General features: G+C 36.3%; 18 protein-coding genes. 8 read left to right on the forward strand and 10 right to left on the reverse strand.

Annotated features, from left to right (window positions below):
* Positions 1 to 80: 80 nt before the first annotated feature.
* Positions 81 to 1,853 carry a UvrD-helicase domain-containing protein gene (locus FAM09_RS26500; protein WP_136580189.1) on the reverse strand — a complete coding sequence of 591 codons (1,773 nt, stop codon included), beginning with the start codon at positions 1,851 to 1,853 and terminating at the stop codon, positions 81 to 83.
* Positions 1,844 to 4,027 carry an ATP-dependent nuclease gene (locus FAM09_RS26505; RefSeq protein ID WP_136580190.1) on the reverse strand — a complete coding sequence of 728 codons (2,184 nt, stop codon included), beginning with the start codon at positions 4,025 to 4,027 and terminating at the stop codon, positions 1,844 to 1,846. The genes FAM09_RS26500 and FAM09_RS26505 overlap by 10 nt, the downstream gene beginning before the upstream one ends.
* A gap of 849 nt (positions 4,028 to 4,876) precedes the next feature.
* Here FAM09_RS26505 and FAM09_RS26510 point away from each other — a divergent pair.
* The 3 genes from FAM09_RS26510 to FAM09_RS26520 all read left to right on the forward strand — a co-directional run bounded on the left by FAM09_RS26510 (position 4,877) and on the right by FAM09_RS26520 (position 8,527).
* On the forward strand, positions 4,877 to 6,244 hold the full coding sequence (locus tag FAM09_RS26510; RefSeq protein WP_136580191.1) for a site-specific integrase: 1,368 nt from the start codon (positions 4,877 to 4,879) through the stop codon (positions 6,242 to 6,244).
* A gap of 299 nt (positions 6,245 to 6,543) precedes the next feature.
* Positions 6,544 to 7,332, forward strand: coding sequence for a serine/threonine protein kinase (locus FAM09_RS26515; RefSeq protein ID WP_136580192.1), 789 nt, complete (start codon positions 6,544 to 6,546; stop codon positions 7,330 to 7,332).
* Position 7,333: 1 nt separating this feature from the next.
* A complete protein-coding gene (locus FAM09_RS26520) occupies positions 7,334 to 8,527 on the forward strand; it encodes a hypothetical protein (RefSeq protein ID WP_136580193.1) in 1,194 nt (397 codons plus the stop codon).
* Here the strand turns inward: FAM09_RS26520 and FAM09_RS26525 are convergent.
* The 6 genes from FAM09_RS26525 to FAM09_RS26550 form a co-directional block, all read right to left on the reverse strand.
* Positions 8,495 to 9,160, reverse strand: coding sequence for a hypothetical protein (locus FAM09_RS26525; RefSeq protein ID WP_136580194.1), 666 nt, complete (start codon positions 9,158 to 9,160; stop codon positions 8,495 to 8,497). The genes FAM09_RS26520 and FAM09_RS26525 overlap by 33 nt on opposite strands.
* 5 nt (positions 9,161 to 9,165) lie before the next feature.
* Positions 9,166 to 9,819 (reverse strand): PP2C family protein-serine/threonine phosphatase, encoded by a 654-nt coding sequence (locus FAM09_RS26530; protein ID WP_136580195.1) that lies wholly within the window; start codon positions 9,817 to 9,819, stop codon positions 9,166 to 9,168.
* 244 nt (positions 9,820 to 10,063) lie between these two features.
* Complete coding sequence (locus FAM09_RS26535; protein ID WP_136580196.1) at positions 10,064 to 10,729, reverse strand: DUF2290 domain-containing protein; 666 nt, start codon at positions 10,727 to 10,729, stop codon at positions 10,064 to 10,066.
* Positions 10,716 to 12,836 (reverse strand): DEAD/DEAH box helicase, encoded by a 2,121-nt coding sequence (locus FAM09_RS26540; RefSeq protein ID WP_136580197.1) that lies wholly within the window; start codon positions 12,834 to 12,836, stop codon positions 10,716 to 10,718. The genes FAM09_RS26535 and FAM09_RS26540 overlap by 14 nt, the downstream gene beginning before the upstream one ends.
* Before the next feature lie 105 nt (positions 12,837 to 12,941).
* Positions 12,942 to 13,169 carry a helix-turn-helix domain-containing protein gene (locus FAM09_RS26545; protein ID WP_136580198.1) on the reverse strand — a complete coding sequence of 76 codons (228 nt, stop codon included), beginning with the start codon at positions 13,167 to 13,169 and terminating at the stop codon, positions 12,942 to 12,944.
* 545 nt (positions 13,170 to 13,714) lie between these two features.
* Positions 13,715 to 14,536 (reverse strand): AbiV family abortive infection protein, encoded by an 822-nt coding sequence (locus FAM09_RS26550; protein ID WP_136580199.1) that lies wholly within the window; start codon positions 14,534 to 14,536, stop codon positions 13,715 to 13,717.
* A 69-nt stretch (positions 14,537 to 14,605) separates the two neighbouring features.
* Between FAM09_RS26550 and FAM09_RS26555 the strand changes: the two genes are divergently transcribed.
* Positions 14,606 to 15,556 carry a PD-(D/E)XK nuclease domain-containing protein gene (locus tag FAM09_RS26555; protein ID WP_136580200.1) on the forward strand — a complete coding sequence of 317 codons (951 nt, stop codon included), beginning with the start codon at positions 14,606 to 14,608 and terminating at the stop codon, positions 15,554 to 15,556.
* A 506-nt stretch (positions 15,557 to 16,062) separates the two neighbouring features.
* Here the strand turns inward: FAM09_RS26555 and FAM09_RS26560 are convergent.
* On the reverse strand, positions 16,063 to 16,692 hold the full coding sequence (locus FAM09_RS26560) for a hypothetical protein (protein WP_136580201.1): 630 nt from the start codon (positions 16,690 to 16,692) through the stop codon (positions 16,063 to 16,065).
* Positions 16,693 to 16,867: 175 nt separating this feature from the next.
* Between FAM09_RS26560 and FAM09_RS26565 the strand changes: the two genes are divergently transcribed.
* From FAM09_RS26565 to FAM09_RS26580, 4 genes are all read left to right on the forward strand, one after another.
* The gene (locus FAM09_RS26565; RefSeq protein ID WP_136580202.1) at positions 16,868 to 17,797 is read left to right on the forward strand and encodes a HamA C-terminal domain-containing protein; all 930 of its coding nucleotides are present in this window, start codon (positions 16,868 to 16,870) and stop codon (positions 17,795 to 17,797) included.
* Positions 17,794 to 20,379: a DEAD/DEAH box helicase gene (locus FAM09_RS26570; protein WP_208025662.1), complete on the forward strand. Its 2,586-nt coding sequence runs from the start codon at positions 17,794 to 17,796 to the stop codon at positions 20,377 to 20,379. The genes FAM09_RS26565 and FAM09_RS26570 overlap by 4 nt, the downstream gene beginning before the upstream one ends.
* Before the next feature lie 108 nt (positions 20,380 to 20,487).
* Positions 20,488 to 21,525, forward strand: coding sequence for a RelA/SpoT domain-containing protein (locus FAM09_RS26575; protein WP_136580203.1), 1,038 nt, complete (start codon positions 20,488 to 20,490; stop codon positions 21,523 to 21,525).
* A 618-nt stretch (positions 21,526 to 22,143) separates the two neighbouring features.
* Entirely contained in the window at positions 22,144 to 23,733 is a 1,590-nt protein-coding gene (locus tag FAM09_RS26580) for an ISL3 family transposase (RefSeq protein WP_136580204.1), read from the forward strand.
* A gap of 606 nt (positions 23,734 to 24,339) precedes the next feature.
* Here FAM09_RS26580 and FAM09_RS26585 read toward each other — a convergent pair.
* Complete coding sequence (locus FAM09_RS26585) at positions 24,340 to 25,047, reverse strand: hypothetical protein (RefSeq protein WP_136580205.1); 708 nt, start codon at positions 25,045 to 25,047, stop codon at positions 24,340 to 24,342.
* Positions 25,048 to 25,392: the final 345 nt, after the last annotated feature.

Consider the following 25,392-nt stretch of genomic DNA (forward strand, 5'->3'; position numbering starts at 1 on the left):
GTTTTCCCTTTCATAATATGCACTTAGAATGCACTCGGCTCTACAATAACAAGTATGGTGTAAATTAAAAAAAGCTAATGTCACAATCGTACTATGTCAAACCAGTGCCTAAGTTTTGTCTCTTTCGACGTGTCTAAGGTGGGTACGGAAATAAACAGCCTCTCCCTTGTCCTACTTATTCCTACATAAAATATTCGATGCTCTTCTGTAGTAAGTAACGAAGGGTTTAAAAGAAATGTAAGATTTGCTTCTTCTTTTAATATAACCACAACGTTATCAAACTCGTCTCCCTTTGCCTTATGGATAGTGCGATTAAGCGAATTATCATCCTGAATACTGACACAAACTGCTAATTGCTCATAGGTGAAGGCTGTGTAAAAAATTTGAGGCTTGCCACCAGTAACTCTCGAAAGACTTGGGTTTATATGTTGTTTCAGCAATTGAAAAAATGTCAATAGGGGCTGGCTTTTATAGGCTTCATATTCTGAAAGTAATAGTGATAATTTTAGGAATGCAATTTTTTTCCGAACACCCTTGTCTGTGATTTCTCGGAAATTTTTACTAATCTCTTTAATGGCCTCTTTAAAACGTTTTTGTCTGGCTAGTTCAATGGCGTTGATTGTATATACTACTGTTTTTCTCCTTTTTGAATCGCCGTCGAGATCGAAAATGTCATCAATCAAATTACTAGATGGCGTACTTGTATTCAATTGACGCTTCATTGTATTAGCCGTTATGTTATCTCGTGAAAGAGTTGCTATCGGAGAAGTTCCGCAAATGGATTTTACTGCAGTAACGGCCGCAGTCATATCTCCAACATAAATAATTGGGCGTGTTCCTTGTTCTTGCCTTACTGGTTTTTGAAAGATGTCGCTGCGAACACTGTTAAGAACATCAATGATGGAGTTTGTGCTTCTCCGATTATCTGCAATCATAAAGTCCTTTAAGGCAGGAAGCTTGAAGTCGTCAAATTGCTTCATATCCGCCCCCTGGAACTTATAGATAGATTGTGCTTTATCCCCAATTATACCCACATTCACCAATGTGTCGCCCAATAATCTCAGAATATCGGCCTGTATTGGATTGGTATCTTGAAATTCATCAATAAAAAAATAAGGGAATTTGGCCTTTAGTATCGTGAGTATAAAGGGAAAGCGTGTTATTAGCTTATGCGCAAAAAATAGTACATCTTCATGATGCAAAATCCCATCCTTCCAGTAAATCTTTTTGTATCCCAAAAGTGCCGTATCTAATTTATCCAGGCAAGCTTGTTTTGCAAGCCTTGTAGTGCTCCCATTTGTTATGTGTACAGCCTTACTGTTATCTGCAACTATGAATATTCCTTGAGAAGTTAGCTGATAGGAGATAGATTCCAGCCAATTTTTCAATGCCGCGAAATTATTTGGCCTTTGAACGAGTTGATTGTAAGTATAAGGACTGGCGAGCGTGGTTCGGTTCGGATGATTATCGAGCCAATATTTAATCTTTTTACCACTTGGAAAGTGGTCATCATGACCATCCATTTTACCTACGTTTAACTCATATTCGGCGGCAATGAAAGTTGCATAGGGCTTAATTACATGCTTGTACAGAAAGGCATGTATAGTCGATACTTCTACTCTCTCTGCAACAAAATCAAGTCTTCGAACAATTGTATCTGCGGCAATATTGGTATAAGTGATACAAGCTATTTTTTTGGACTTTCCTAAATTCCCAGAATGTTGTAACACGTTCTTTATGTGTTCAACGAGCCAATAAGTTTTGCCCGCTCCCGGGCCCGCGGAAACCCTAAAGTGGCCATCCGGTGAAATAATAGAATCAGATTGAATAACGGTAGGCGTAGTTACTGGCATATCCACGTAATTGCATCTTGAATATATGATGGTACCTTGAAGTCTAATCTGTGTGAAACACTCTGCGCAACAGCAGGCCCGGTACCAGGTGTAGCAGGCGGAGTGCTTAGAACGGTTGAAGATGTATTGGTCGCGGTTGTTGCAACCGGAGGGGGCATTGTTACTGATATAGGCAATAGCAGATTCTTTTCAAGTTTTTCTGCCAGTTCAAGTGCATTTTCTCCCTTCCCGACAGAAGCGAGATAGCGTGAGGCAACAACAGCCTTCTTCTTGTCATCTTCAGTCCAAGAAGGATCTGTTAATGAAGTAATAGCGGTTTCTATTTCCTGATTTGCGCCACTAGCTCGAAGTTCGGTCAGCAGATCCTGTAAGGTTTTATTTTGATTATACAGATTGAGTAATTCCAATATTTCACTTCTATTTGATATAGAATCCGTAATGAGAATGTCGGAATAAATATTTTCCAAACAAAGCTCATACTCAAAGGTTTTCCCTTTGGGGTGATCCTGCCCGAAAAATTGAATATTGGGGTGGCCATTATATGTTGTAATCTTATCTGAAATGTGATCCTTATAGGTAAAGTTGGCAGTATCCTGATTGAATGAATATGGATAGCACTTGGTAAACCCTCTGCCGCCAATAATCTTTTGTCGTTCAGGGTCCCGATCCTTTAAACAAGCAACCTTTTTAGGAATTGCAAAAGAGTTATTCTTGTCGAACATATGCAAGAAATTATCAAAGAATCTGCCACCAACTGGAATAATGGCAATATGATGATCTTCCAACTCCTTTCCGCAATATTTAGCGAGGGTAGGCACAAGAAGCTGCTCTGCCATACCTTCCACAAAAATGACTTTTTGAGCAAAGAGCATATCTGAACGAGTTGCATCTAAATAACGCTGAACATATGTCTTCGCATTTTGACCGGCATCTGTAGCAGGAAAGGTTTTACCAGGATATCCTACATGAATGACCCCGCAATCATTATGGAGACATATAATCTCATCAAGAGATACTGCGGAGGTTATTTGAGTGGAGTGGGTAGTAACAAATACCTGGCGCACTTTTCTGCTTTCCTTATTTTCCTTTAAGAACTTAAGAAATTTATACTGCATTGAAGGATGTAAATGCGCCTCCGGTTCTTCAATAGCTAGTACAGGAAATACTTTGGCATTTCCACCCAAATAATTACCATCTGCATTAACCTGCATTTTCGCCAGCAAAAGCGACATAAAGATGAGGTTATTGTAACCTAGGCCATTGTGTGTAGCGGGGATTTTAATATCGTTATGATCGTATCCTATGATCAGTTTTAATGCCGAATAAAAATCTACATCGGAAAGTGACCCGGCAAAATCGGGTTTCGCATTGTTGAAAGTAGCCCCCGTTTGTTTAGCATAGGATAATATCTGTTGTTTGCCCTCATGCATCCTGGTATGTAAGACCTGAAGTAATTCATCCGCTTTTGTTGAAAACTGCGTCCGTAGGGTTTTTATTTCCTCCTGTTTTTGCAGTTTGTTTTTTAGAGAGTCATCAACGGACTTGATATCATAATCCATGAAAAAATCAAACACCTCCCTTAACATAGTGTTACGACCAGTGAACATGTCGCGCTCCACATCTCTGATGGCGTTGAGAAACTGGAAATCGAATTTTTGTAAAGAATCGCTGTCTGCAACAGTTTGGAGGCTTGGATCACCGCCATAAATGCGATACGTATAAAACCGCAAAAATTCGTGTTTAATTGTGAACCAGGCGGTATCCTTATCGGTAGCATGCGTTAATGCCTGCTGGTAATCCGACAACTTATCCAGTGGTAGCGAGAAGACATATGTCAGGGCTGCATCATATGGCTTTTGCAGGTTGGTTAGCCAATTAGAAACCATCACTAGATCATCGCTATTTGGATCTTCATTCAGGCTTTCTTTTAGTATTAGTTGAATCGTGACTTTTGGTGGCTGGGCCTGTAATTCCGCTAGGGATGATTGTTTGGAGAAATCGTCTATTTCCAGCCTACGGGCTTCGTCATTATCAATAATCAGTCCCAGGGCTTTTAATAAACTGGTCTTACCTGCATTATTGTGTCCAATTATCACGTTGACGCCATCGTTGAATTCGATAGTATTATCCGGAAAATTCCGGAATCCTTTGATGGATATTTTGGAAATGTACATGAGTGAATTTTAAAGATGGGGTATAAGCTTAAATTTATATATTATTCACTTCATGCGTTAAAAACAGTGGGTAATTCCCCCAGAACTAGACTATAATCAAGTTTTTGAACCTAATTGATTAATTTCGATATGCAAGCTCTTTCACATCCCTCAGTCAGTGAGTGATCCGGTGAGTTCGATAAATTAGATTTATAGGTGATTAATTTTCAATAAATTATGGAGGATATTCTAATCCTGTCCTGCCGAGAATATGCATTGAGTTTAGAAATGATAGATTTAAAAGACCGTTGAAGGCAAGGGGTGGCTATTCGCAGATGCAGGTGTCGTTTACTTTTCTGTAACATTTTTGCACAATATTTCATGGTTGGTAAACTGCGGCATACAACAAAATAGGCTATCACGAAAGAACACTTCTAATCCGTTTCATTTAGATATGGTTGGTAACGGCGACCAAGCTGGACTCGTGGATGTACGTATGATGCCCGATAAATGGAAATAAATTATATCGGCAAAAGCATATGTTATTGCCAATTTGTCTTATCTTCGTAAGGACATGTTCGGATACGTAATGACATGTAAGTTTTTTGAAAAAAGTAGGATTCGTCGCGTAAGAATTTAAACAGTAAAGCACATGCGTTTCATTTTCAAATAATTGTAACCGTTAGGGTTAAGTCCCGTCCGGTCCGCAAAAAAGGTTCATCAGCAATGATGGACCTTTTTTATTTTTATCCAATCTTTACTTACAGCCGGTTGATTTTCAGGTATTCATAACAGCGGGCCATTTTTATTCTTCCGACCTTTAATTCAGGTAGACACATTGTTGAATCGACCAATTGAATCGACCAAATTATGTTGTTACCTATCAAGCCGATTTGCCGCAGCAATCGAATTAAAAAAGATGGAACTGCGCCGATTTTTCTGCAATACTGCTACAGCAGAACGAAACGTACATTATTAAGCACAGGAATTGCTGTACCGCCGGAATACTGGCAGAAAAAGCAATTACGCATCTCTCCACAATTACCGCCACAATTCGGCAATGCTTCAAAACTAAACGATGAACTACTCCGTCAAAAGCGATTGGTGGAAGACCTTGTTGCAGAAGCTGACAAAAAACAAATAGAGGATAAAGGGGCGTTTGTAAAAAAGATGTTCACTCCAACGCTCGATCTGCAATCTCTCAATGAACGGGCAACCTTGGTCGCCAAACAGGAAGTAGCTAAAAAAGAAGCGAAGCAGGATATTTACTATCACTTTGATGAGTACATAAAAACGAAGGAAAGAAAAGTAAGTAAAGCAACACTTACTGTATATGGTAATGTAAAAGCCCATCTACAGGCATTTGAAAAATACCGTCAGGAGAAGATCAGCTTCGCCAGTTTCGATTTTAATTTCTACCACGACTTTATTGACTACCTCACCTTTGAACATGTGCATATGCGCCGCCAGGAAGTATTAACCGGGTTAAAGCTGAATACCATTGGTAAAACCATAAAACATCTGCGCGGCTTTATAAAAGATCGGGTGAAAAGAAAGATCATTGCACCCATTGACCTTACCGATTTCAAAATTCCCGAAGAAGAATGCGATGCTATTTATTTAAGTCACCAGGAGATTGCTACTATTTATCAAACCGATCTATCCGCACATCCACACCTCATTGAATACCGCGACCTGTTTGTGTTGGGCTGCTTAACCGGTTTACGGTTCTCCGATTTCTCCACTCTAAAGCCCGAAGATCTGCAACGGGATATGCTTTATAAGAAACAGGAGAAATCAGATCACTGGGTTATTATTCCTTTACGCGAAGAAGCAAAACACATCTTCACCCGTCAGTTCCGGGAGCGCATACCCGCACTCACCAACCCGGAATTTAACCGCCACATTAAAACCATTGGTAAACTAGCAGGACTAAACCGCTCCATTAAATTCTCCTACAAAAAAGGAAACAAAAGCATCGAGGTTATAAAGCCCAAATATGATTGGATCACTTCGCATACTGCCCGCCGATCATTCTGCACCAATGAATTCCTGGCCAGCACACCGGTTGAGCTTATTATGAAAATCAGCGGCCATAAGCGAACAAAGGATTTTTATAAGTACATCCGTATTTCACCTGAAGAAGCAGCAAATAAAATAAAGGAGTTGTGGATAAAGAGGGATGGGATGCGGTTGGTACAGGAGGGTGGGGAGGTTGTTTTAAATAAAGAGGAATGAAAACGATTTCAATTTGGCCGTTACCGACTGCCAAACTATAAAGTGTTGATACATAGGCGAACGTAATTGGGCAGTTGCTGACTGCCTCGGCTAGTCAGGAACTGTCAATAGCTAACAGGTGGAAAAGTGAAAATTCACAAATATGTTTTAACTTTATGTCGATTCCAACCAAAAATGAGAAGCATCCTAAAGGCTTGATTAATTAGATGCTCCCCCGTTTATTATCTTTTGTATTGTCAGGCTTCTACAAGCGTGATGGTGATTCCTTTTTTTAAAATTTTTTCTCTTGTAGTTAATTTATGGGTATTAAGAGCTTTGATAAGGACTTTCTTGTCCATTATAAAATAGATAGTTTTTTTAGCCCAGAGAAGAAAGGCGGGCAAAAGGTTGTTCTCTTTCCTGTTATTGAAGGGGTTAAGCAAGTGATGAAAATATATGAGAGTGGGAAAGATGAACGCTTTGATCTTGAAATGAATATTTATGAAAATTTTAAAGGACATCCTGGCTTGCCAATCATTTCCAAAATTGATGAATATCATGGAGAATTAATTGTGTTTGAAGAGTATATTGAAGGAGATACGCTGGCTGATATTATTTCTTCTTATAAAGGTGATGCTGATAAAATTCGAAAGTTACTTTCTGGTATCTGTGATATCATGGCTCCTATATGGAGATGTAGGTATGTTCATAGAGATTTGAAGCCTGAGAATATAATGATCCGGAAAGACGGATCTCCAGTAGTACTTGACTTTGGAATCGCCCGTGACTTAGATGGGGCTACGATAACAGCAACGGGCATTCAACCTGGAACATGGAAATGGGCATCACCTGAGCAGTACGCTGGGAAAAAGGACATGATTTCTTATAGGACTGATTTTTTTAGTCTTGGCGTGATTGCGTATAATTTGTATTATAACACTATGCCTTTCGGTGATACAATAAACGCAATAGATATTAAATTTAAAAGTGGAAACGAGAGTTTTTCCATGGATAATTCTTGCCCTTTAAAAGAATATTTGAGAGAAAGTATGAGGTTTAGTGTTGCTCAGCGCCCAAGATTAGTTGAAGATTTAATTGCATTAATCTAATATGAAAGTTTTACAATTAGCAGGACATTTAATAAAATGGAATTTAGATGCATATTATCAAAATGATATAAGCGAGGGTTTTGTTATATGTGCATATAACTTTGAAAATGGATATTTCAGCCGCGATAAAATAAGCGGGTATGAAACAAGTGATATTCTTAACAAAGCTTATTTTGATTTGCAGTATTTCGCCAAAAAAGATGCGAAGAATATAACAAAAGGCAAACTGGGAACTTATCCTTTTCACCCTGCTGCAGCTATGGATGACGGATCGCAAACAAATACATGGATTGAAAACTTAATTAAGCAAGGTGTTAAGTTTCAAATAGAAACACTTGGGTTGAAGAATATTATCATTCCTAATTATTATGAAAATGATAATCTTGAACAATTTGTAGGAATGATTAAAACAATTAATAGATGGCTAAGTAACAATAAGATTGAAGGTGTCAAGTATTATATGACCATTCCAATTACTAATCATACAATTATTGACGCAGAAAAGATAGATAAGCTATTGTTCTATTTAACGGATATAAGTATAGTTTTTGATGGATATTATATACTTTGTGAATCAAAGCCTGATAATCGTCAAAAAGTTAGTACCGACTTTAAATATTTAAATAATCTTACTACTGTATTGTATGTATTAAAGAAGCAAAAGTTTACAACTATTTATTCATATGCAAATTGGGATGCGCTAATATTTCTGTCATTAACTGATATCGATTATATTACTATAGGAACTTATGAAAATCTGCGCAATTTCAGTATAAAAAGATTTACGATGGATGAAGATGGAGGCCCGTCCAAAGGGTGGTATTTTAGTGAAAAGGTGCTAAATTTTATTAAATCACCTTGGCTTGATCTTATTCGCATGAATAATGGTCTTGATCTTATAAAGAACGAGCGGAATATATTTTCAGATGCAATCTTAACTTTCGGTTATCCTTGGAGCAATCAAAAGCCAGAGGTTCATAAAAACTATCTTCTTTCAGTTGAAAGACAATTGAAAGAGATAGCTTCCATTGAAGATTTATCAGTGAGAAAAAAATATATGATTGACAAAATAGATGCTGCTATTGCTACTTATAGGAAATTAAATGAAATGAATATATACTTTGATGATGAAAGTAGAAACTATCACTTAGCCACATGGCGATCATATCTTTTGTCTAAAAACATCTTGACGTAAAGTTTCATTTAGAAGTATCCACATTGTAGGATTAATCGGAGCCTCCTTTTGTGGTCTATAATGAATTACAATTTGCCCCCCTTTAGATATTTCAGCCAAGCCAACATTTAATTTTCTAAATTCTCCTATGTTATTAAGAGCAGGTTTAAAATGCTTAGAATCCAAAACAACAAAAGATTTTTCTGCAAACCATTTATAACGGAATGCTTGGGCTAATGCGCGTCTCCAGTTTTTCAATTTAGCTTCGATCGCAATATTTGAAAGACTGACGCCTTTATATGTTTTATTAAGTCTAATAAGATTGTCGTGTTTGTATATGTAGCTATCTTGAATTAGTTTCTTCAATGAGCGGTTAATTGTTGTTGTGTTAGATTTGGTGACATTCTTCAGTGTGTCAAAAAGAATTTCCTTTTCTGTCTCTATTATACGGTAAACGATTACATCAAAGTAAGTTAAAGAAACAGATCCATTTTTTCTCTTGGGGCTTAATTTCGATATGACAAGGTCCGCAACTCCAAATCCAAGATCAACTTCTTCTAAAATATTTGTATTGAATTTTTGAGTATCCCAATGGCAGATGGAAATATAATTATTTTTTAGTGTATTTACTAGTTCTCGTTCAGTAAAAAACATAAGTGCTATTTGACAAAGATATAAGTTGAGTCGTCTAAGTTATTACCTGTCACTAATGCATCAATATTGGATCTGATTGATGACACGGATTTTTTGTGGAAGCTCTCAAAAAATGTAAGAGGATTCATTTCTAATAGTCGATAAAAACCATCCGTACAAATTAACATATGGCTATGTTCTAACGCCGTTTTTTTTTGTCTAAAATCCTCGATCAGTAAATTGGGATTTCCTAAATAGTTTGATAAGACATTTTCTTTGAAGCTGTCATCTTTCGTAATTGCCTCCATGTATTGACTAGTAATAATATAGACTCTTGAATCTCCTAGCCACGAATATAATATTGAACTGTCATTCTTATCTATATATACTAAGCAATAAGTCGTATACGGTTCTTCTAAATCAGATTTTACCAAATATTGATTTAAATCATACATAAATTTCTTTATGCTTATACTTGGGTTAAGATATAATTTATAATTAGATTCTATAAAAGTCTTTGCTCTAGAGGCAGCCTCCTTTCCATTCCGTGCGCTACTAACTCCATCGAAAACAGCAAAAATATTATAGCTGTCTTCATCAATTACTAAAAACTCGTCTTTATTCTCCTTGCTTTTTATGCCTTTTAAAGTCGAGGTGATATAATTAATTGAATTGCTCATGTAGGGATATTTCTAATCTGATACGTCCTAATATAATATACAAAATATTAATAAAACAAGAAAAAGTAGCGCAATTTCGTATCCAAAACGGAATTTGTAAAAATGACATGATAATGAGACGTTTGTAGACTGGCGAAGGACCGCTTTCAGGAAGTTTTAATAGCAGACCTTTAAAAGAATAAATTAGTCTAATTTTTTTAAATCTTTTGAATTCCAAGCCTGCCCAATAATGTCCTTTAAAATGTTAATCAATGTTGAAATGAAGGATATTTTTTTCATTATTTGTAATCGTCATGTCGAAACGAAATTTTGACTGAGCGCAGATTTCTCCTCTCGATCTTACTGCATTACTATAAAAGTTTCTTAAAACAAAACTTATGAAAATGCTAGGGGTAATCGGCCTATTAACTGGAATACGGCAAAACTCATATTCGCCAAAACTAACATGGGAATACGGATGGTCTATTTCTTTAAAAAATTCCTCATTTTCATTGTAGTCGAATCTAATTGGAAAGGCAACAATATTTTTCTCAATCATGTCGTGAAATTCAGACTGACCAAAGTGCAATTCCTCATAGTCTTCGGGTGCAGAATCATAGTGCTCTAGTTTCGGTGAGGGTAGAAAAGCTAACCTATGAGATTCTAACTTGCGACCCGTTTGGTTAAATTCATACATGAATTGTATTAATGCACCATCGATCATTTTAAAGTTGAAGTTTTGATCCGACTCGAGAACAGTATACTTTTCCGCATATGGAATATTCTTCAATGCTATTGATATATCATTTTGGCCATTCCAGGTTATTCTTGAGCCGTTTCGTTCAGGCCATTTTTCTTGCACTGATAGCCCACTTTCTATTACTTGCTGGGTTATTGTAACAATCTCTTGATAAGTATCATTTATTGTCATTTAGTATCCGTCTTAATTGTTCAATTGTTTCCTTTGATAAATCTTCTATATGAATTTGATTATTTTTAAGTTTATTTATCAAATTGCTTGCTTCCTTTTCAGATTCTGTAATCATTTTTTTATCTGCCTCTGAGAGATCTCTATGCAAGACATTTAGTTTATCCATTTCTTCAATTGTAGGATATCGAAAAGATAATTTAAATCTTGCTCTTTTTGCTTTATCAAACTCCTGGTTTAATTTTACCATACTATCTCCTATTCCTAGGACCCTAACCCATCCTTTACTTCTTGTAATGGCGGTAAATAAGGTATTACGTTTCTTTATTAATTCATAGCCTTTATAACAATATTCGGCACCAACAACGTAAACCATTGCAGCTTCGTTTCCTTTTGCTCTGTAAATGCTTGTAAAAGCTATCGATTTTTCCATAAAGAAATCATCTGGAGAAGTATTGACTCCTGCTAGGTGAGATTCTATACCTTTTTTGAATAAAAGATTTCTTAAAGGCCCTAATTCGTTTTTTGCCTTGATTGCATTAGGGTGAATAACTATAATATCGCGAAATACTAAATCGTCTTCTTTTAAGTTTTTTTCAATTTCACTCGCAATAAATTCATACTGTTCAGTATTATCTTTGAAACAGTAGAATTGGATTAAGTCATTAGGATCAGATTTTTCAGTGAGGAAATCTGGACTTGTATCATTATCACGTTTTAGAGTGACATTTTGGCCAAATTCCAAGTTTCCCGAATCAACCTTATAACCAACATCCCGCCAAAGCTCCTTATCATTAAACATTGTAACTAGCTCTTGATTTTCACGATAAATGCCAAATCCTAATGCATGTGCAGTAACTAAAACAGGTGCTGAATTACGATAGCATTTTTCAAGTATAATGTCTTGTTGAGGTTGGTTTTTGACGTTTTCAAAATCAATTCCTTCGAAAATTTCCTTTGGATTTTTTAAGGGATTGACATCATTTAATTTTTGAAGCTCATCATAAGCATAAATCAGCCGTTTGTTCTTCGGATTTTTAATTGATGCAGGTTTCAATAAACTATAGCAGATTTTTAGGAATGATTCTGAGAAGTCTTGTGCCTCATCAACTAAAATTGCATCATATGTTTCATTGAACATTTTAGCCTCGGAAATTGCTCTTGCCGATATAACTTCAATTAGGTTTCCTGATGAGCCATATTTAGCTTTTGCACTGTCATAATCAAGGTACTCGACATTATTAAATTTGCAAAATTCATAATAGAGGCCATTGTCTCTTGAGCTACCCCATGCTTGTAAAATTTTAACTTTACTCCAATCAGGCTCTTCGTTTTTATGTTCTATTGTAAACTTTGTTATTAAATCTATAAATTGATTTCGTAAAGATCGGGTATAGTAGGTAACCCCGATTGTCCATTCGGGGAATTTAGAATGCAAATAGGCTACTTTTAAGGCTAAAATTATCGTTTTTCCTGAACCAGCTAACCCTCTAATTCTTTGAATGCCATCTACCGTTTCAATTACAGCTTTACTTTGTCTTCTATCTAAGTTAGCTATTGATTTCTCCAATTCATTCAGTATTGCACCTTTTGAATTTGAATTTGAAACTTTTCTAGGGGGCCTAGATTTTAATTTCGTAATAGCCTGTACTGCTTGAACTAGTTTTCTATAGTCATCATACAGCAAATCTTCTTGGACATTATTATTAAAAAATGTGGATAGGTCTTTGCCCTCAATAATAACATCTTCTTTTTTATACTTTAGTGGCCAGGATGGCGCAATAGTAAGTACATTGAGATTTGCTTTTAGTTTACCTCTTTTTGCAGCCAACTCTTTATACCCTATCAACCTTTGTAACATCGAATTGTAAAGGCTGTCTCTTATTTCATCTCGTTCCGAGAATTCTGGCTCCTCAACAACATCAAATGCAATCACTCCATGGTTGCTTGTTATTAATAAAGCATCTAAAGATGTATTATCATCAAACGAACTTATAATTGGATACCCTGTATATAGTACGCCTTCTTCAATATTAGAATTCTCAACGAAATCAATTAAAGCGTCAGTTGATGCTGGCTTTGAAGCTGCACCTCTTATTATGTCTATCATAAAATCGCACAATTAATCAAAAATGGAACATTTAAAATAATGAAATTAGATCAATTTGGAAATATTGAAGTTCAGTTAGTTTTAGCTGAATCAATATGCTTAAATTTATAAACTTTCAATCTTTTTGTGAAAATCAGATAAGGTAATTTTGAAATATTTGCATAAAGCCGCTAATGTGCTAACCGTCAGATTTGCCTTCGCCGTTTCAATCCGGCCAATATGGATATTTATATCATTATACACTTCTTCCTGAGATACTCCTTTTTCTTCTCGTAATTCCTTGATGACAATCGCTATTTTCTGTAATAATTTATTATCTCTTATCTGGCTCATATATGAGTCAAGATGTGAATAAAGAATTACCTGGTTAATGACGAATATGTCATTATTTGTATTAAATTTAGTGTACTAACGTATTCTTGAATGAAGTACTTCAAGTAAAACAGGGTACTTACGAGGCTCGCCACACGAATCTTACTAATTCCCAAATGCGAGGTAAGTAAAGCGCCCAATCCTTATATTGCACTATAGGGTTGGGCCTACTTATGTCTTTTCGCATTTGGCTACCGTAAGGTGGTGGGCTTAGTCAGAGCCCGGTGTGGCAAAGGACAGGTGGGTTCCAACCCTTTAGTATTCTGGCCCTTTTAAATCCGCCTCAGAACCTTCCTTTCTTTTAGGCTCATCAAACCATATCATGTAACCTAAAATCTTTTCGCATGAATGAGCCATTAACTACTCGGAGGTACACATATAACGGGTGAAATCCTTGAACAGCGAAAACGGTATCCACAACAAGTACTGTTTTAATGTTTGATAATTGTACAACCAAAATAGGAAACCAATATCAATACATTTCGTCAGGCATCTGCAAATATCGTTTAGTCCGGTGTTTGTTTGGAAGGAGGAACAGTAGTTTGCTGGAATGTATGCGGGTTGCTTAGATAGGCCAACGTCAATGCAAACGGGTCATTCTTATATGATTTTAACTGTTCAAGCCAATTTTCGATCGATGTGTACCGGCCCTTGGTCTTCATGTCGTTCATCGTTTGCTCAATAAAGTTTTTGAATTCTGGGTTGCCTTCCCGGATAGACGCTATGAGGCCAATACATATATCCTTGGCTTTACTGAACCGTTCCCTAGCGTGATTATAATCCTCCAGGGTAAGGTCCGATGGGACAATTAGAAACTCATCGTAGTCAGAATAAAATCCATTCTGGCGCAACTTATCTACTTTGCTAAACCAGTGAAATTCGCGCTTAAACTGGTTGACTTTTTTAATTCCGTAGTACTTCAACAAGCGGGTGAAATCCGGATCGTCTTTTTTGTACATCACCATCCATTCCATGATAAGGGTAGGATTGGATTGAAGTAGTAAAATGAAACCCTTTAATTCATCCATGAGCAAGCCCATGGCATACATGATATAAACTACCAGGTAACGCATGGTATGTGACTTGAATAAGGCTTTCATACCTTTAAGATTGCGTAGCTTAAAGCCCAGGCTATCTAAAAACAAAATCGTTCCTTTCACCAGTTCTTCGCTGCTGATAATCATCATCGAAATCGCATACCCATAGTCCTGTTGATGTGTAGCGGCTGCCTGCGCGTTTTCCCAGTGTTTATTGGCTTCGGATAGTATTGCATCTGATGCAGTCCTGCATTCTGCCATACTTAGATTCCCAAATGATTTTCCTGTCATTTTCGTTAAATTATACTTACACAATATAAAGGAAGTTATCGACACCCAAGCAGTGCTCAACCATCGCCGATGGTTAGACAATTTGCCAGAACACCGCTTTTTGAGGACAAAGACCTGACGATGTGGGGCAAAGGCATTGAACTAAATATTGGCGCGTTACATTCAATCTGGTATGAATTAAATGCTTTGGCACAATGGGACGAAAGCAAAATGAGTAAACATCGGACAGCCATTGAGTTTACTCGATTCAAACTCCAGGGCCAATTGATCGCGGTTGTTAAATTCTTTTTATTCGATTGCAATGAAATGATTTTTCTGAGCATGAAGCATGATATACAGATTCAATTACAGAAAATGGACCTTCAGTTAGAAAAGGGTGCGTATTTATTAAAAGCTCAAAAGGGCATTTTGTTGCAAAAAGACCAGTTATGGGAGTCGGTATTCATGCGCTTGATTGAATTTTTAGATATAGAACTTGCTCATTTCCGCGCCTTGAAGGAACACGAGCGCGTAGATGCCACCAATGAGCTCATCTGTACATTTCTGGCGGATAGCAATTCCCGAATCTCTAGTGGCAGGCTATTGGGATTTTTGCTGACGGATCAAATAGATTGTTTTTGCGCAGATTTGAAGGAATTTGCGATGCGGGTACTCAGTACGCACGATGTTGGCGGAAAGGATCCTGAAAAGGTATATCATTTATTTTTGGTGGGCATCTTCTCTGCTTTCGCACACCAGTATGAACTCTCTTCCAACCGCGAGGTGGGGCTCGGCCGGTTTGACATCTGTTTAAGGCCGTACATCCTGGGTAATAAGGGGTTAATTTTTGAAGTAAAACGCGCTAACAGTAATAAAGAACCGGTGGTGAAACAATTACTCCAATCCGCACTCGAACAAGTGCAGATAAAGAAATACTCGTATGAATTGAAAGGGGGAGGTGCGCAGGAATTCACGGCAATTGCGGCCGTTTTTTTCGGCAAGGAACTGTTTTTTAAATATGCAGTTGTACCTATTCCTTAATATTAAATACTTTTCCCGTAATTAATTAATAATTAATTATTTATATATTAGGCAATTTTTCTAATTTCTCCAAATCATGTATAAAATGGCTCAAAAAATGTACCGACGGGTCACATCAACCGCCGAAGTTTTAACGAAGGCAGTCAAATAAGTCAAATAAAAGTAGGTCGAGAGGCCTGCTTTTTTAGTTTTTTGAATTCCTAAATGGTACGATTCAAACAAAGTTGGTCATCTCATAGGGCGACAGGTTGTAAATAATTATCACCGGTATGCAAAACTAAAATCGGAATGGCCGACTAAAAAGAGAAATACCCGGTCGTTTGTACCGAGCTATCAATTGGGTAGATGGTTACCCGGGGTTGTGTATACTTTTAATCAGAGGAATGGACAGAAGGCTAAAGATAAAAGCCAAAGCACAGATAGAATTGAATACCTAAGAACTTGTCAGCTCAATCAACGTGTCAGGTTTATCAACTCAAAACCTACTGTTTAAATAATCCGGATCACTATATAGGATTGCCACCTGTATTTACAATTCCCTTTAACATTTCGGCCCTTTCCTTGGCTGAAAGGCTAGATATTTTATACAACCTAGAAAGGTTCTGTTTTAACTTGTCCTTGTCTGATCCATAAAGCTTGTTTAGGAGTTCTGCCGATGAATCGTTGGCAGGGAGAAGGGGTGTGGCGCTAAGCTTGCACTTGACATAATATATAATTATTAGCGTAGGAGCTTGAAATTGCGATCGTTTGCACTTGGTTGGTTCCTGTACTTGTGCAACCAATCTTTCTTGTTCCCCCAAAACCACCTCAAGTTTTGGAAGGAAATTATAATAGAATGATGGCAAATAAATAAATGCCGTTAGGCTAAATAAAGCAGGAAGGCCACCAATTAAAATAGCGGGAAGCATGGGGCGCCAGCTATTATAATACGTTAGTGTTAGTAGTACGCTAATGGTCATAATTAGTCCAAAATGTATCAAAACCTCTCTAAACCAATAAGTTCCGATTACCAATATTTGGGTAGCCTTAAAATTCCAGGTGGGATTTAACTTAAGGCGTTTCTCATGTTCCGCTATAAATAGCGATCTTATGGTTGTAATGTTTAATGTGTGTTCCCTCGTTATAAAGGATGTCATATTCCTCAGATTCACTCTTCGCATATACTAACGGTTTCTACTTAAAGTTAGAAAAATTAATTCATATCAACCGGTTAATGGTTTCACATTAAATGAAATTTATTTATCTTAAAGTCCCTAAATGTACTAACATAAAAGTCAACAAGTTTGATCTCAAATAAGCACTCCCTAAACAATGATTCAAACTTCTATAAAACAGGATTTTCTCGAATTGTTCTACTCCGATATTTCAAATTACTCACTCGAGAATGGCAATAAATTGAACGTATTTACATTGAGAATCATTAATAATCAATTCGCTTATGAGCAATTAGTAGAATTATTGGGAAACAAACTATATCATTTCGCACTATCTAGGTCGGAAGTGGAAACTCTAAAACAAAAGGATCAGTTAAATACCTTAATTACAAAAGCGAAGGCAAAACTTAGAGAGTATATTGAGAAAGAAGATGCCGGTGCAAGAGCAGGTCAAAACGAGGGCGGTGAGTTAGGTGAATTGCTTTTGTATTGCCTGTTAGAATGTCATTTAGACGCTCCAAAAATACTAAGTAAGCTCGAAATAAAGACGTCCAATCAAATGTATGTTAATGGGGCGGATGGAGTACATTTATTAAAAGTGAACAGCCGTGATTACCAGGTATTGTTTGGCGAGTCTAAGCTACATGCCGATCTTTCGAAAGGCATCTACGAAGCGTTTTCGTCAATTGCCACACTACTAGAAAACCGTAAAAACAAGTTGTTTTTTGAGATTGATCTGGTCAATAGTCAACTTGTCAAAGAAGTGTTTGATGATAATACTTATCAGTTTCTAAAAAAGATACTTCTGCCAAGTGCTCAGGAGGACCAAACGAACATTGACTATTCATTTGGGATTTTTCTGGGCTTCAACATAAATATAACTGCTGAAGAGAAACGCAAATCTAATTCTGATTTTAGGAAAGATATTAGGGAGCGAATTAAAGTAGAAATAGAAGATAACCTATCTACAATAAATTACCAAATCAGAAAGCAGAACTTTTCCGGATATAATTTTTACGTTTATATTATACCTTTTAGTGAATTAACCGTTAACCGAGTGGAAATTCTAAATAGACTTGCGCAATGATGGAGGCACTAATAGATAAACTAACTGTCGAAATTTTACATGAACCGTATTTTTATAGTTTAGTGGATAAGTGTGCACAACTCTATGCTTCAAAAGAATTTGATTTCAATAGCAATTTGACTGATAATGAATTGCTGTCGGCGAAAGAGCTAAAAGACTCCTTGAAATATGCCGATCTATTGTCGAACTCGTCCGATGTTGTCGCGCGCGAATACGCCTACCAGATTATAACCCATTTGAACTCTGCATTTGCGCAAAATCCATTTTATAAAACTGTTTCTAAAACAGTTTATTCGAAACTCGGCAACTTTCCGGCGATTAACTACCTAGAGACCAGAAACGGGAATTCCGCAGAGGTACCCTTCGAGCGTTTGTTAGAGATGGAATCAAAAAAGATTTTACAAGCGGTACCGAATCAAGATGGGTATGTGTTTACTGATGCACAATACAAGCTTTTCTCTCGTTTGATTTCAAGCACTCAATTTAGTTTTTCCGGCCCGACATCTATGGGTAAGTCTTTTGTTATCAAGTGTTTTATTAAGAGTATCATTAGAAATATACCATGTGAAAATATGGTAATACTCGTGCCTACAAGGGCGTTGATAAATCAATTTGCCCTGGATTTAAAAAAAGATTTGGATGCAGATCTTCGGAACTATAGGTATAAAATCATTACAAATTCCAGTGTAACTGAGTTAACGGAAGAGAGTTTTAGCTATATAATGGTGCTTACGCCAGAACGACTAATATCATTTTTGTCCAATGACCAGCAGACGCCAGTGGGTTTCCTGTTTGTCGACGAAGCGCATAAGCTTGCACAGCTAAAAGATACACGGAGTGTTACAACTTATAGTGCAATCGAAAAAGCGCTGTTAAAATTCGGTCGCAATCTAAAGCTTTATTTCTCTTCACCTAATGTATCGAACCCTGAGGTGTTCCTCGACTTATTTAACAGAAATATAGGTGATAGTACTTTCAAAACTGAGGAGTCACCAGTAACGCAGAATATCTATTTTATAGATTTATTGGAAAAGCGGGTTGAATCAATCCAACGGAACGCGACTCAAAATCGAATTATTCCTTTTGACAGTCGTTTTAATTCCGTTAACGACGTTATTACATTAATGGGTAACGGCCAGAATAACTTAATCTATAATAATAGCAAGCAAAAAACAATCAATGTAGCCAAAACATTTGCTGATTCGAGTTCGATGATAGTCAATTTGCATTCCGAAGTTGTCAAAGCCATTGTTCAAATCAGAGAATATGTGCACCCTGAATATTATCTAGCGGATTTATTAACAAAAAAGGTCGCTTATCACCATGGAAAACTACCACAGTTAATCAGAAATCTAATTGAGCATCTATATAAAAATGAATTGGTGTCATATGTATTCTGCACCTCAACCTTATTGGAAGGTGTAAATATGCCAACAAAAAACCTTTTTATACTTAATAACCAAAATGGTTTAAACAAACTGGAGGATATTGATTTTTGGAATTTGGTAGGGCGTGCAGGTCGTTTAAATGTTGAATTGTCAGGAAATATTTATTGCATACGGCATGAGGACTGTAATTGGGATAATAAGGATGTAATCTTACAAAAAAAAGCGATAGCCATTACACCGACGGTAATTTCCAGGATCGACAATAATCTCAAAAAAATTGAGAGACTTTTATTGGAACAGGAGATATCTGGTTCACAAATTGAGAAAGAGGTATTAAAATATATAGCAAATATTATTTCTATAGACAGTCTACAAACTAAGTCAACATATCAAAGTCCGATCATAAACAAATTAATTCAGGAAAAAAAGGAGAAAATCATTCAGATCGCACAATGGCAGGGACAAAATATTAATGTGCCATTCCGCATATTAAATGGAAACCCGTCGATTAGCATTACTATCCAGCAAAAGGTTTATAACCAACTGTCAGACGATCACAGAATGGGAGTCAATATTTTGCTTCCAAGCAGTAACAGTGAAAGGTTTTACGAAACTTGCAGAGCATTACTTGAAAAGTTCTACGAACTCTATAATTGGTCAACAGCAGAAAGAAAGTTACGCAATAGGAATAGTCTCACCTATTATGCGGTTCTAATGACTCAATGGATTAAAGGATTTAACTTGAGTCAGATTATCCAACAGTCTATTGATTATTACGGCACTAACAGTAGCAAGATTGAAGTTAATTATAATGAGTATGTGCCTTTCGAAAAAGGTAATGTACAACATATTAATATCGTGATAGAAAATATTATCGATGATATTGAACATGTTCTGCGGTTTTTATTAGAAAAGTATTTTAATCATTATTATCAGGTACTTCTCAATATCCTCGGTGAGAACCATGCTGGTGAGAATTGGGCAAATCTTTTGGAATATGGAACCCAAAACAGAGTGGTGATTGCCTTGCAGAATATCGGTTTATCACGTCATACTGCTCTGTCGGTGTATGCCCGCGGTCGCAGCTATTTAAATATAGAAGATGGTAAATTAAAGGAAATTAACAAAGAGGGCTTATTGCGAATATTCAGTTCAACCTCTATTGAATATGATGAGGTTCAAAAAATGCTTTAGATTTTTAAGATGGTTTAACCTGTATGGGATGTAACAAAATTTATTGATTATCATTAAAAGAACAAAAAGCTATTTATATTAAAGAATTGATAAAAATTATAAAACGACATGAAGTCAGTAGTTAAACAAGAAGAATTTTTAAAAAAATATAATATTGACATTAAAGTTTTTAAGGATACAACTCTCGTTTGGGAAGACCTTAATAAGATATATTTAGACTACTGTAAGGAAATTCCGAAGCTTGAAGCCTCAGCAATTTATATTTTCAATAACCTAATGAAGGTGGCTGATGTACACTCAGTCAGGTATAGAATAAAAGATGCTGAACATGTAGTTGAAAAAGTTATCAGGAAACGGATAAAAGATCCTCAGAAAGTAATTACAATAGACAACTACAAAACTGAACTAACAGACTTAATCGGTGTGAGAGCTCTTCACTTGTTTAAAGAGCAATGGAACTCTATACATGAATTTATAACAGCAACTTGGGACCTGAAAGAAATTCCAGTTGCTAATTTTAGAGAAGGAGATTCTGCAGAATATAAAAAAAAGTTTGAAGAAGCAGGCTGTGAATTAAAAGAGCATCCGTTTGGATATCGCTCTGTTCATTATATAGTAGAAACAAAACCAGCGAAGAAGACTTATTTTTCTGAAATTCAGGTGAGAACAATATTTGAAGAGGCTTGGAGTGAAATCGACCATACAATTCGGTATCCTTACGATCAAGACAATCTACTATTTGGCCAGTTTCTATTAATTCTAAATAGGTTGGCAGGGAGTGCAGATGAAATGGGGACATATATTTCTTATCTAAAAAGAGAACTCCAAGAAAAAGAAAACAAACATAGGCAGGCTATAACTGAAAAAGATACCCTTATACAACAATTAGAGCAGAAAATTAAAGAGCTGAAATTAAAAGAGCCAGATTTGAAGTTTATAACTGAAGCATTGAACAAATTAAAGCTTCCCATCATTGATACTTCTGGATTTAAAGTTCCGGATTTATCTTGGTTGGACAAGATCAAGCCAATTACGTTAACTAGCTTTCCTACATTGGACTTAGAATCTTCTTCCATAACTTGGATGGATAGAATCAAAGCCTCTGATGAGAAAGGCGGCAAGTCAAAAGATAAAAAGAAAGATTGACTATTACAATTGATTTCTAACAACATTGCATTGGTGTTTGTGGTGGCGTAACCTTAATAGTACTGTCATCGTAGACTTAATGTAAAAGCTCAATAAAAGTGTATAAAATTAAGCCTACCTTCGTAAAGCCAACGTCAACCTGAACCAACCCAGGTAAGAATAAGCCACCCTCGCTCATTGAATCGACCAAAAAATCGACCTAAAAATTAAAGCGCTGATTTTCCTAAAGATATAACGGCCGCACATATCCCGTCCGGTCCGCTGGTAAGTAGAAACGCCTTCAAGTCGTTGGATTTGAAGGCGTTTTTGTGTTCGAAATATTTCCACGTGACTAACTCCTCCTTGAAATAAACTTTGACTATCAAATAATTAGTGGGCTCGAAATGTTATAATAAAATAATCATATATTATCACCCCAATTATTCCACGCAAAGGATAACAAAGCGAGTTAAAATCTGCTTCATATGTAGATAACGGAACATGATAACCCCCTAATACGTTTATGGTAACCCCTCATTTCGGTGATGGTGGTTCTTCGTCAGGCTTGGTGGTCGTGTTGATTAAACGCGACTCTTTTATAATGTAATAAGAAGTTTGTAATCTCGGCAAACGAATGGAATGCCATATGATGAATTAATGTTTGGGGAATCGGAAATGTTCCAGGTGATTAATGCTGAAAAGAAAGATGGGAAGGTGTTAATCTATGTCAACAGTAAACAACCCGGAAGTAATTGTCCGGAATGTAATGACTTGAGCTCCCGTATACACAGCTATTATACAAGAAAGATTATGGATTTGCCAATGGTAGGTAGTCAAACCTGGTTAATTCTCAACGCAAGAAAGTTTTATTGCCTCAATGTTAGTTGCGTCCGAAAAGTATTTGCAGAAAGGTTTCCAGAGCATGTAGTCACTCGTAAAACAGTTACAAAACGAGTGAATGAGAAGTTTTTAAAAATTGCTTCGTTAATGGGAGGGAATGGAGGAGTGCGAATATGTCAATTAATGAATCTCCCGACCAGTAGTTCAACCTTAATCAGATTAATACATCAACAACCCCTTGAGCAAAATACTGTTCCAAAAGTATTGGGTATTGATGACTGGGCTTTTAAAAAGGGATCTCGATATGGCACAATTATCGTTGATCTTGAGAAAAGAAAGATAATCGACTTGTTGCCTGATAGAGAAACTCATTCAGTAGAGCAGTGGCTAAAAGCACACCCTGGTGTTGAAATTGTAAGTCGAGACCGGTACGGTAACTTTGCCAATGGTGTAAAAAATGCATCTCCACACATTAAGCATGTCGCAGACCGCTGGCATCTGCTTAAAAACCTAGGTGATGCTATGCAAAAAGCATTGGATAGAAATGTTATCATTTTAAAAGCGGCCAGACAAAGGAAGAAAACTCAAGCGCATAGCGAAATACAACCCCTGTCCGGTGTAGAAAATGAAAATGAAATAATTGATAAGGGTGTAATAGCTAAAAAGTTCTATCTAGTGAAGCAAATGCTTTTGGAGGGTAATAGTATTAAAAAAATAGCAAGGGATACGGGTGTAACACGAATCACTATCAGAAAGTGGAAATCGTTTGACGTTCTGCCTCCTAAGAGGTCACCAACAATGACCAATATGCACTTATACGATGAATTAGTAAGAGAAATGCTGGTTGAAAACCCAACTATTGAAACAAAAGCAATCTTAAAGAAAATTAAAGAGATGGGTTATAACGGATCGGTAACTATGTGCTATGAAAACATCAGAAAACTGCGAGAAAGAAAAACAAAGAATACAGAACATCAATTGTCAACAGTTTTCTGGGTGCCGCCTAAAGCCAGCAATCTTTTTTATTTAAATAGACGAGGTTTATCACAGAGCGAGAAGATGTTTATTGATACCCTATGTGCAGAAAGCAAAGAAATAAAAAGGGCTGCAAAACTCATAAGGCAATTCAAAAGTATGCTCAAGAAAAAAGACTGCTCAATGTTGAGTGTCTGGATTAATAATGCAATATCCTCAAACGTAAAAGAAATCAAAGGATTTGCAAAAGGATTGCTTTCTGACTTCGAAGCAATCGAAAATGGTGTAAAATTGCCATGGAGTAATGGTCCGGTAGAAGGCATGGTTAATAAGTTAAAAATAATCAAGCGTCAAATGTACGGCAGGGCTAGTTTTGAACTTTTAAGGAAAAGATTAGTTAACCACCAAACCTGACGAAGAACCACCTTCGCCGAAATTTACACTTCATATTTTTGAGACGGCTGCTTTTTGATTTTATAACTTTTTCTTTTCCTTTGATCCAAAGCGAGCAGGAAATTGAATTGAGATAGGGCCTCCGCGGTGATTGGATATATTAAAGATGGCCATTTGCAAAGGGTCATTATATTTGGTACCTTTACATCACGTTAGTTATAAGTGGGTAAATGAATTGATGCCGAATTGCGCGGTTAAAAATTTCCAATTATGGCTGGCTGTCGATTTTGCATCCAAAAGGTGGAGGCAGGATTGGAGTAGATTGAAAAAGGTCTTTGTAGTATTGTTTTTTTTAGGTTTAACGATTTATTATGGTAAACATGTGAAAGAATCCGTTGTTTCATTATTCGATAATTCCCCTGTCATTGAGCAGGTACAAAAAAACACAAAGGAGGTGAACATGAATAATAAATACTCAAACAGAATAGTGGTAATTGAACCTACAAAGACAATATCAAAACATCCTGCTAATCATTAAAGATAGAATAGCCTGCTTAGCGAGGCTATTTTTTTTAATTGCATTAGGATACCCGCTATAGAGACAAACCAATGTAACAGCTGTTTATGTTAGATTATAATATCAGGTTCTTTAAAATCCAGTTTCCCAATTATAACATCGTCAGGTATTGAGTAATATCCAAATTTGTCACTTTTTTTTGAAAAGATGCCGAATGTATTATTGTCTAACCATTTAGTATTTTTTGCCATTTCGTAAGCAATGTCATAACAAAACCAATTTCTATTTTTAAAAAGTGTGACTGTTTTTGTACTATCACCAGTTTTTAATAATAAATTCAAGGTGGTTGTTTGCTCATTTTTTTCGATTATAACTTGGCCTATCCTTTTTTTATCTCTCGACATTTTTGCCGGGTATACTATTTTAAATTCAAAATCACATTCAATGATATCGATATACGCTTTTTCGAAAACTGTCCTGTCCCAACCGTATTCGTCACTTAATTGAATTGTTGCTGTTTGAATTATGTCAAGAATGTATTTATATCTTCCTTTCCTATCAAGAGAAACATATTCGTCATGGCTATAAAAAGGAGCAATTGAAACTATTGATCCATTTTTCCATGTCCGATTCCAAATGTTATGATAGGCTGGTTGGATTGTTATTCTGGTAGTTTTAGGAGGTTTATAACCATTCATCTTCTGAACATACAAATCACTTACATAATTTTTTAATGAAATATCCTCCCAATATTCAGGTGTGTCGTTTTTGTATGGAGTCGGAGTATATAATGTTATGTCAGAGAATGGTGCTCCCATAAAAAATTATTGCTAACGAATCGGTATTTGCGATGGCAAGATATTAGCATTTTGTCACGCCGTACCGAAGCTGATTGTTGTTTTATTGTTGAAGATAATATTTATCGATTAATTATTAACGTCAAGCCGCGAACAGAAGGTGACTAAAAATATAAAAGCTCATTGTTTATCTCGTATTTCGGCGTTATTCGTCTGACAAAATATTTTGTTCGAACCGAATCCCCATTACTTGTCAAGGATTCTTTTTTAAGTTGTCTTTTGAAATTCCGGAAAATACTTATTGGAAAAGTCTACTATATTATGGAGTTCTGTCGCAAACCGGTTCGAAAGTTGTAACCTACAGCC

It is taken from the genome of Niastella caeni, from assembly GCF_004834005.1.
Lineage (GTDB): Bacteria > Bacteroidota > Bacteroidia > Chitinophagales > Chitinophagaceae > Niastella > Niastella caeni.